Genomic DNA, 9089 nt, shown 5'->3' with positions numbered 1-9089 from the left:
AAAAAAACCTATCACGATTACAATCCCCCTCGCCGCGCCAGCGCATTAACGCGGGGTGGAGCAGCCCGGTAGCTCGTCAGGCTCATAACCTGAAGGTCGTAGGTTCAAATCCTGCCCCCGCAACCAAAAATACCAACAAAATCAAGGCGTTAGCTCTAGGGCTAACGCCTTTTTCGCGTCCCCACCTCGCCGCAGGTAACGCATGGGTAACGGATGAAAGCGTATTTGGTGCGGGAATCCTCCCGCTGCCCGCGCTTGACCCCGTCTCCTCTCCGCTGCCAAGGTCGCCCGGTTTTCGACGTTCGAGCGGGACGGACCCCATGGCCGGCAAGACCTCTCTATCTCCTGAATCCCTGATCGCTCTGGGGCCGGACGTGCTCGCCCGGTTGATCCTGGAGGAGGCGGATGGTAACCCGGCTTTTCGTAAGCGGGTCAAGGCTGCCCTGGCCGGGACCAAGGGGCCGGCCGCCGTTGCCGCCTTGATCGATCGCCGTCTCGCTGCGCTGGAGCGGGGGAGGGCGATGATCGCCTGGGAAAAGGAACGCGCGCTCGCCGAAGACCTGGCAGCCACCCTCCAGACGATCCGCGTCGATCTGGCCGCACTTGATCCCGCCGCTTCCGTGCAGCGGCTGCTCCGCTTTATTGACAGCCATGCATCGCTGTTTAATCGGATCGATGATTCCAGCGGGCGGATTCAGGATGTCTACTGGCAAGCGAGCGAGGCGTTGCCGGAATTGGTCGAGCGGATGCAACCCGCCGACCGGGTGACCGTCCCGGATCGCCTGATCGTCAGTCTGGCCAGGGCGACCCACCCCTATGCACGCCAGATGGCGGTCGCGGTGGTGCCGTTGCTGTCGGATCCGGTGCTCGATGGCTGGGATCAAGCTCTCGCGCGGCAGGAGGAAACCGACTCCATTTTCGCGGTGCGTCAAGCTATTGCCGTGGCCCGGCAGACCCTCGATCTCTATCTGGAGCTCGAGCAACGGCGCCCCACCTGGCAGCAGAACCCGGTTCGGGTGGCCGAGACCCTGCTCGCCGCCGGCCGTCTTGACGACGCTTTGGCCTGGGTCCGGCGAGAGGATGGGAAGTCCCGCTGCCGGTTCGTCGCCGTCGGCGAGGACAGTTTGCCCAGCGGACGCCTGCATGATGTGGAGCGGATCGCCCTTGAAACCCGGATTCTCGACGCCCGGAACGAACGGGCCGCCGCGCAGACCCTCCGCTGGGAGTGTTTCGCCGCCACCCTGCATCCCCAGATGCTGCGCGACTACCTCCGCAAGCTGGAGGATTTCATCGAGTACGAGGAACAAGAACGGGCTTTCGCCCTCGCCGAGGACTTTCGCAATCCCTATGGCGCACTCGATTTCTTCGTTGGTTGGCCCCGCCTCGACCGGGCGGCGGCGCTGGTGCGGTCGCGTCGGGCGGATTGGGACGGGCGTCATTACAGTTGCCTGGTTCCGGCGGCCGAGGCCCTGGCCGAAGCCCATCCCTTGGCCGCGACCATCCTCTATCGCGCATTGCTCGCGGACATCCTGGCCCGCGCCAAGTCGCCGGCCTATGGGCATGGGGCCCGCCATCTCGCCCGGCTCGATGCCCTGGCGTCGGATATCAATGATTGGGACGGGCTCGATCCCCATGACGCCTACCGGCTCGCGTTGCGTCAGTCCCATGGTCGGAAGACCGGCTTCTGGGCCCAAGTCGCCGCCCGTGCCGGCAAGTGACGAGAACAAACTATCGCCTCTTTTCCATGATCGAGTTTGGCAATCAATGGACGTTTTGGTGGTGACTCATGTTCGTTGAATGATATTGTGCGGAGGTGCGCCATGTCCGGTAGAACGCCTGGATATCTGATGGCGGTGATGATCTTGGGGATGCTCGGAGGCTGCGCCTCTCCTGCGGAACCTCCGGCTTCATCGCCATTGCCACCACCCCCGCCAGTTCTTTCTCCTCCCATTCCGCCACCACCGCCCCGTCCGATGCCGCCACCTCGGCGCCCGGTTTCTCGTCCTTCTGATCTTCCGCCGGACCAGATCCGATACCGGACCCCGGAGGAGGTCAGCGCGGTGCTTGGCCCGCCCACCGTCAGCTCGGTCCGGGGGATGGCGACGCTCTGGGAATATCACGGCAAGGACTGCCCGCTGTTCCTGTCATTTTATCCCGAGGTGCCCGGCAACAAACTGCGGCTGTTCGGGATCGAGACCGAGGGCGGGATTTCCCTGCCCGCCTGCCTGGGGCGGTGGCGGGATCGGGGACAGGATCATGGAAAATAGCCCCCGCATCGCCCTGATTGATGACGACGCCCTGTTCCGGGAATCCCTCATCCTCAATCTGACCGCGGTCGGCTACGCGGTGCGGGGCTGGGAAGATGGAGAGGCCTTCCTGGCGGCACTCGGTCGACAAGAAAAGCCCGACCTGCTTCTGCTCGACGGGAAGATGCCCGGTCTCAATGGGATCGAGGTTCTGGCACGGCTCCGCGCTCTTCGTCCGGAACTACCCGTGATTTTCCTGACCGTGCTGGGGGAGCAGGTCTTCGAGGAAGCCGCGCTTTTGGGCGGTGCTGTCGATTTCGTCGAGAAGTCGCGCGGCTTCACCATCCTGGAGCGGCGGATCCGGATCATTCTGGGCCGTGTGCCCGTGACGGGTGTGGCCGGTGCTGACGACCGAATCGTGATCGGGGACCTGATCCTCGATAGCGAAAGCTGCCGCGCCTTCTGGCGGAATCAGCCCGTTGATCTCACCGTCACCGAATTCGCGATGGTCCTGGCTTTGGCCGGCAAGGCCGGACGCGATGTCGGTTTCCGACCGCTATACGATGCCGGCCGGGGCAAGGGGTTTCATGCCGGCGCCGGCCACGATGGCTACCGTGTCAACGTGCGGGCCGCCATCAAGCGCATCCGGGGCAAATTCAGGGCGCTCGATCCGGACTTCGACCGGATCGTCGCCTATCCCGGCTTTGGCTACAGCTGGCGGGTGGACCATGGGTAAAGAGCTTGTCCGCTATTTTCGTTCGTTTGCGGTCAAGCTGATCGCCGCGCTGGTGATCTTCTCCATCGTCCCGGTCCTGCTGGTCCAGCGGTTCGACGCCGCCGAGCGGGAGCAGGGCGCGCTGTTGCGACATCTGGCGCAGGAACAGGGACGCCTGGCTGGAGAAGCGCTGTTTCCGTTGCTCGACACCCTGACCCCGCGTGGTACACAGCGGATCGATTCGACGGCGCGTCGGTTGGCCGAAGGAGGGCTGTCGATCAAGGTGCTGTTCCGCCCGGCCGTCGCTTCCGGTTCCTTTCTCCTGGTCGCCTCGGCTCCCGAGGATGAAACCGGGCAAGGGCGCGGCACGATGGAGCGTCTACTCTCCAGCGGCGTGCTCACCTCCCTTGACGCAAGTTGCGTCGGCGGTCGGCCGTTGAGCTTGCGCCTTCCCGGCGATGAAGGGGGCGGCGAAGTCCTGACCTATCTCGCTCCCTATCCCCGTCCCACCGGATGTTGGGTGGTGATCACCGCGCAGCCGTCCGGCCCGCTCGCCGAGCGGTTGCTCGGGCGGCGCTACTGGCGGGTGCCAGAGATCCAGGCCGCCGCCCTGATCTATGCGGTGATGGCGCTGCTGGTGCTGTCGATCTTCACCGACGCCTGGACCAATCTGCGTCGGTTTCGTGCGGTCGCCCGTGCCGTGGTTGCCGGGGAAAACCGTGGCAGTTTCGCCGACGCCAACCGGGTGCCCGATCTGGCCGAAGTGGCGCGGGAGTTCGACATCATGGTGGCGACGCTGCAGCGCTCCGAGGCGCTGATTCGTCAGGCGGCGGAGGAAAACGCCCATGCCCTGAAGGCACCGCTGGCGGTGATTGCCCAGGCAATCGAGCCGTTGCGTCGCGACCTGCCTGCCGATTCCGTCAGCCTGCGTCGCAGCGTCGAACTGATTTCTCTTTCGGTCGATCGGCTCGATGCTCTCGTGTCCACGGGCCGGCGGATCGACGAGACCATCGCCAGTCTGGTCGATTGCCCCCGCCACCGGGTCGGCCCCTCCACTCTGCTTGCGGCGTTGGGGCAGGGCTTCGCTCGTTTCGCCGAGGAGCGGGGCCTGCGTTTCGAGATCCGGGTCTCGCTTGGATTGATGGTGATCGGCGGCACCGAGCAGATCGAAATCATCGCCGAGAACCTGATCGACAACGCCTTCGACTTCTCACCGACTGGCGGGGTGGTGACGATCGAAGTCCGCCAAGCTGGCTCGATGGCCGAGATCGTCGTGTCCGATCAAGGAAGCGGTATCCCCTTGGACGATCTGGACACGATCTTCGAGCGTTATGTATCTGGCCGGGACGGTGGCGACGAGCATGACGGTCTCGGCTTGTGGATCGTCCGCCGCAATGCGGAAGCGATGGGCGGTCGGGCCTGGGCCGCCAATCGACCCGATGGCGGGTTGATCGTCACGGTGGCCCTGCCTCTGGCGGAGTGAGCCGGTCCCCGGTTTGTCACCGCCTTCTCACCCGTTGGCCCCCGCCGACAAGGTATTTCTATCGATGTTGGGGGCCGGTCTCGCCGCGTGATGGCGCGATCAGCCCCCCGGATCTTCCGATGATCGAGAGCCAAGACGATTGCGCGGCGACGCGCAACCGACCGGGGGGACTCCGTCATGACCGAAGAGGGCATCGGGACTATCGGGTGGGACTGGCGCGACCGGGCCAATTATCGCGACCTGCTCCACCTGGACCGGGCGGGATGGGCCTGGAAATGGCTGCGGCGCAATCCCGATTACATCGCCCGTGCCGGTCAACCCCGGAAGCCATTTTCCGCTCCTGGGGTGCTGGTGGCATCCGACGATGCCAATGCCTTGGATTGGGGGCTGCATTTTTGCCGAGGCTGCCGGCACTCCCTGCGCCGATGCGCGGATATTCTGGCGCGCCGACTGGGATTCCTCGGTGGTGCTGGTCGAGGCGCGGCCTGTTTCGTCCGGGGATGCCGAGGCCTTCGATCTGCGGCGCCTGACCGCCTGGGCCACCGTTCTTCGCCTGACGGATGGACGAGAATGCCTGCTTCTCAGCGATGGTGCGCGTCACCTCCAGCTCGAACTGGCTGCCGGCACTCTGCTGTCCGGCCCGGTGCGCCTGCATTACCTCCTGTCCGGTCTCACCCGGATCGAGCTGAAGACCCTGACCTTGCGCCGTCTGGTGGTGCTGTACCGCCGGGGACGATTCCCAACCGGTCTGTTTCCGCCCGAGCCGCGCGCCCGCCGTTGGGCTCTGGCGTTGCAGTCCTACGACGGCCTGGCGGCCGGCGCCAGCCATCGCGAGATCGCCGTGGCTCTGTTTGGCGAAACCACTGTGCGGGAGGACTGGAACGGCCGGTCGCAGTATCTGCGGCTGCGGGTGCGGCGATTGATCCGGGTTGCGACCGCCCTGGTCCGGGGCGGCTACCGCGACCTGCTGGGGTGAGGGGCCGGAGAGGAAGAGGGGCAGGGGGCGCTCGCGACGGATATCCGGGCGGAGAGAGAGGCTTTCCGCCGGTCCGTCGGGGAGAAACCAGATGGCTTCTGACCGCGCCTCGTCCGGCAAAGACCGGACCAGCCTCTATGCCGAAATCACCAACCGCATTATCGCCGAGCTTGAAGCCGGCCGGCTGCCCTGGGTCCAGCCCTGGGGCCGCGCCGACGGCCCGGGCGATCTTGGCCTGCCCCGCAATGCCGCGACCGGCCGGCGCTATTCGGGGATCAACGTGCTGATTCTGTGGGGGGCGGTGTTCCGCCACGGCTTCTCCGGCCAGGGCTGGCTGACCTTCCGTCAGGCCCTGGCCCTGGGCGGCACGGTGCGCAAGGGCGAGCACGGCACCACCGTGGTCTATGCCGACCGCTTCATCCCCGAGGAGGAACGTCGGCGCGTCGCGCGCGACGGCGGCGAGCCCGGGGCGATCCCGTTTCTCAAGCGCTTCACCGTGTTCAACAGCGACCAGTGCGACGGCCTGCCGGCGGATCTGGTCACCCCGCCGCCGCCGGTGCCGGAGGGGCTGATCCTGCCCCAGGCCGAGGAATTGATTCGGGCCACTGGCGCCAGCCTGCGTCTCGGCGGCGACCAGGCCTTCTACAGTCCGGGGCTGGATTACATCCAGGTGCCCCGGCCCGAATCCTATTTCGAGCCGATCAACTGGCACCGCACCGCCCTGCATGAGCTTGGTCATTGGACCGGCCATCCTACCCGGCTCAACCGCAATCTGTCCGGCTCCTATGGCTCCAAGCTGTATGGCCAGGAGGAACTGGTGGCGGAAATGACCAGCGCCTTCACCTGCGCCAGCCTCGGCATCGTCCCCACCGTCCGCCATGCCGATTACATCGGCTCCTGGCTCGAGGTGCTGCGCGACGACGATCGCGCGATCATCCGCGCCGCCAGCGCCGCCTCGAAAGCGGCCGATTATCTGCTCGCCTTCCTGCCGGCGCGGCGGGGCGAGTCCGACAGCGAGGCGGCGTGATGGGCCCGTTTAGCCGCAACGGCATGGTCGGGATGGCGCTGCTGTTCGCGGCGATCGGCCTCACCCCCGAGCCCAAACCGGTTCTGTCCGGGCCGGCCCGGGTGATCGATGCCGCCACCCTGGTCGTCGCCGGCCGCACGGTGTGGCTCGCAGGGCTCGACGCCCCCGAGCCTGGCCGGAGCGCGGCCGATGCCCTGCGCCAGTACATCGGTGACCGTCCGGTCGAATGCTGGGGGCGGTCCCCAGCAAAGGGGGATGCGCTGTTGGCGACCTGCCGGGTCGGCGGTAACGACCTCAATGCCTGGCTGGTCCGGCGGGGCTGGGCCCGGGCCTGCCGCGATGGTGTCGAGAGGGCGGAGCGGCCGCGTTGGCTGGTTCCTTCCTGCCGGCGAAACCGCTGAGCCAGGGCAGAGGCAGAGGAGGGCAGGGGATTCGTGACGGGTTCGGAAGGCCGCGAGAGTTTCCCGGCCGGCCCGTCGCGGAGACCCCACATGACCCCAACCAAGCTCACCCTCAGCACGTCCCGCGACATTCCCTTCAACAAGCTGGTGCTGTCGCAGGCCAACGTCCGCCGGATCAAGGCCGGACTCTCGATCGAGCAGTTGGCGGAGGACATCGCCCGCCGCACCCTGCTGCAGAGCCTGACCGTTCGGCCGATCCTCGACGGCGACGGTAGCGAGACCGGCCTCTATGATGTGCCGGTCGGCGGCCGCCGTTACCGCGCCCTCGAATTGCTGGTGAAGCAGAAGCGGCTGGCCCGCAATGCCCCGGTGCCCTGCGTCATCCGCACCGACGGTCTGGCGGCGGAGGATTCCCTGGCCGAGAATCTCGAGCGCGCCCCGCTGCATCCGCTCGACCAGTTCCGCGCCTTCCAGACCCTGCGCGAGGCCGGGCTCGGCGACGAGGACATTGCCGCCCGCTTCTTCGTCACCCCGGTGGTGGTCCGCCAGCGGCTGCGGCTGGTGACGGTGTCGCCCAAACTGCTCGACCTCTATGCCGAGGATCAGATCACCCTCGACCAGGTGATGGCCTTTTCCGTCACCTCCGACCATGCCCGCCAGGAGCAGGTGTGGGACAGTCTGGTCCGCGCCTATAACCGCGAGCCCTATTATATCCGCAAGCTGCTGACCGAGGGGACGGTGCGGGCCGCCGACAAGCGGGTCCGCTTCGTCGGCATCGAGGCCTACGAGGCCGCCGGTGGGGTGATCCAGCGCGACCTGTTCGAGCCCGATGGCGGCGGCTGGCTGCAGGACCCGGCCCTGCTCGACCGGCTGGTGAGCGAAAAACTCGCCGCCGCGGCCGAAACAGTGCGGGCCGAGGGGTGGAAATGGATCGAGGTTGCCCCCGATTTCCCCTATGGCCATACCGCCCGGATGCGGCGGCTGATCGGCACTCCGGTCGCGTTGACCGAGGCGGATCAGGCGGAGCGGGACCAGCTTCAGGCCGAGTATGACCGCCTGATCGAGGCCCATGCCGGGGCCGACGCGGTACCGGAGGAAATCGAGCGTCGGGTCGAGGAGATCGGCATTGCCCTGGCCGCGTTCGACGACCGGCCGCTGTCGTTCGATCCGGCCGAGATCCTATGCGCCGGGGTGTTCGTCAGCATCGACGGCGACGGCAATCTGCGGGTCGATCGCGGCTATGTCCGGCCCGAGGACGAGCCGATGGCCAATCCCGTGCCGGTCGAGGCGGTCGCCACGATTCCGGTGGCGACGGTGGATGCGACCACGCCGCAGGTCGATCCGGTTGCCGAACCGCCGGAGGAGGACGAGGGGCTGAAGCCGCTGCCCGACCGTCTGGTCGCCGAGCTGACCGCGCACCGGACCCTGGCCCTGCGCGATGCCCTGGCCCGCGCTCCCGACGTCGCCTTCCTCGCCGTGCTGCATGTGCTGTGCCTGCAGGCCTTCTATCGCAGCGGTGCGGATTCCGCCCTCGACATCACCGCCCACAGCCCGGCTTTCACCGTCCAGCCGCCCGGTCTGGCCGACACCGCGCCGGCCAAGGCGACCGACGCCCGTCACCAGACCTGGCTCGGGCAGTTGCCGGCCGATCCCGCCGATCTGTGGGACACGCTGACCGGGTTCGACGGCGACAGCCAGGGGGCGTTGTTCGCCCATTGCGCCGCGCTGACCGTCAACGCGGTGCGCGAGCCCTGGACCCGGCGTGGCCGCGCCCTCGACCATGCCGACCACCTTGCCCGGGCGGTGGAACTCGACATGGCGGCGGCGGGCTGGGTGCCGACCGTCGACACCTATCTCGGCCGGGTCACCAAGGCCCGCATCCTCGACGCGGTGCGCGAGGCCAAGGGCGCGGAGACCGCCCAGTTGATCGATCATCTGAAGAAACCGGACATGGCCCGCGAGGCCGAGCGCCTGCTGACCGGCACCGGCTGGTTGCCGGACATCCTGCGCGCTCCGGAGCCCGGTCCCGAGCCGGAAAGCGCCCCCGACGATCTGGCCCAGGTCGCCGCCTGATCCTCTTTGCGGAAGCCCGGCCAGCGTGCCGGGCTTCTGTGCTGTCAGCGGGGAGGGGCGTCATGTCGGTGTCTGATCTGGCCCGCCGCCTCGCCGAGCGGGCCGAAGCGGTTTGCCGGGTCTATCTGTCCCGGGGGCGCCGTCAGGGGGCATGGTGGTGCGTCGGCG

The 9089-nt window shown here is 67.2% G+C and carries 8 protein-coding genes, 1 tRNA gene and 1 pseudogene; all 10 read left to right on the top strand.

Annotated features, from left to right (window positions below; genetic code table 11):
• Positions 1 to 49 precede the first annotated feature (49 nt).
• The 10 genes and pseudogenes from ACFSNB_RS18080 (at position 50) to ACFSNB_RS18035 (ending at position 8921) form a co-directional block, all read left to right on the top strand.
• A tRNA-Met gene (locus ACFSNB_RS18080) sits at positions 50 to 126 on the top strand.
• 194 nt (positions 127 to 320) lie between these two features.
• Positions 321 to 1718, top strand: coding sequence for a DUF6880 family protein (locus ACFSNB_RS18075; RefSeq protein WP_377319130.1), 1398 nt, complete (start codon positions 321 to 323; stop codon positions 1716 to 1718).
• A gap of 342 nt (positions 1719 to 2060) precedes the next feature.
• The gene (locus ACFSNB_RS18070; RefSeq protein ID WP_377318353.1) at positions 2061 to 2267 is read left to right on the top strand and encodes a hypothetical protein; all 207 of its coding nucleotides are present in this window, start codon (positions 2061 to 2063) and stop codon (positions 2265 to 2267) included.
• The gene (locus tag ACFSNB_RS18065; protein WP_377319128.1) at positions 2257 to 2982 is read left to right on the top strand and encodes a response regulator transcription factor; all 726 of its coding nucleotides are present in this window, start codon (positions 2257 to 2259) and stop codon (positions 2980 to 2982) included. Before ACFSNB_RS18070 ends, ACFSNB_RS18065 begins: the two co-directional genes overlap by 11 nt.
• The gene (locus ACFSNB_RS18060) at positions 2975 to 4444 is read left to right on the top strand and encodes a sensor histidine kinase (protein ID WP_377319126.1); all 1470 of its coding nucleotides are present in this window, start codon (positions 2975 to 2977) and stop codon (positions 4442 to 4444) included. The genes ACFSNB_RS18065 and ACFSNB_RS18060 overlap by 8 nt, the downstream gene beginning before the upstream one ends.
• Before the next feature lie 177 nt (positions 4445 to 4621).
• Positions 4622 to 4780, top strand: a pseudogene (locus ACFSNB_RS18055) (transcriptional regulator domain-containing protein); the annotation flags it as partial.
• A 34-nt stretch (positions 4781 to 4814) separates the two neighbouring features.
• A complete protein-coding gene (locus ACFSNB_RS18050) occupies positions 4815 to 5420 on the top strand; it encodes a DNA -binding domain-containing protein (RefSeq protein WP_377319124.1) in 606 nt (201 codons plus the stop codon).
• Between the two features lie 91 nt (positions 5421 to 5511).
• Positions 5512 to 6447: an ArdC family protein gene (locus ACFSNB_RS18045; RefSeq protein ID WP_377319122.1), complete on the top strand. Its 936-nt coding sequence runs from the start codon at positions 5512 to 5514 to the stop codon at positions 6445 to 6447.
• Positions 6447 to 6848 (top strand): thermonuclease family protein, encoded by a 402-nt coding sequence (locus tag ACFSNB_RS18040; protein ID WP_377319120.1) that lies wholly within the window; start codon positions 6447 to 6449, stop codon positions 6846 to 6848. Before ACFSNB_RS18045 ends, ACFSNB_RS18040 begins: the two co-directional genes overlap by 1 nt.
• A 90-nt stretch (positions 6849 to 6938) precedes the next feature.
• Entirely contained in the window at positions 6939 to 8921 is a 1983-nt protein-coding gene (locus ACFSNB_RS18035) for a ParB/RepB/Spo0J family partition protein (protein WP_377319118.1), read from the top strand.
• The last annotated feature ends 168 nt before the right edge of the window (positions 8922 to 9089 follow it).

Source organism: Phaeospirillum tilakii (genome assembly GCF_042683125.1).
In the GTDB taxonomy this organism is placed as follows: Bacteria; Pseudomonadota; Alphaproteobacteria; order Rhodospirillales; family Magnetospirillaceae; genus Phaeospirillum; species Phaeospirillum tilakii.
The sequence above is the reverse complement of the archived record's forward strand: the minus strand, read 5'-3'. Positions and strand labels throughout refer to the sequence as shown.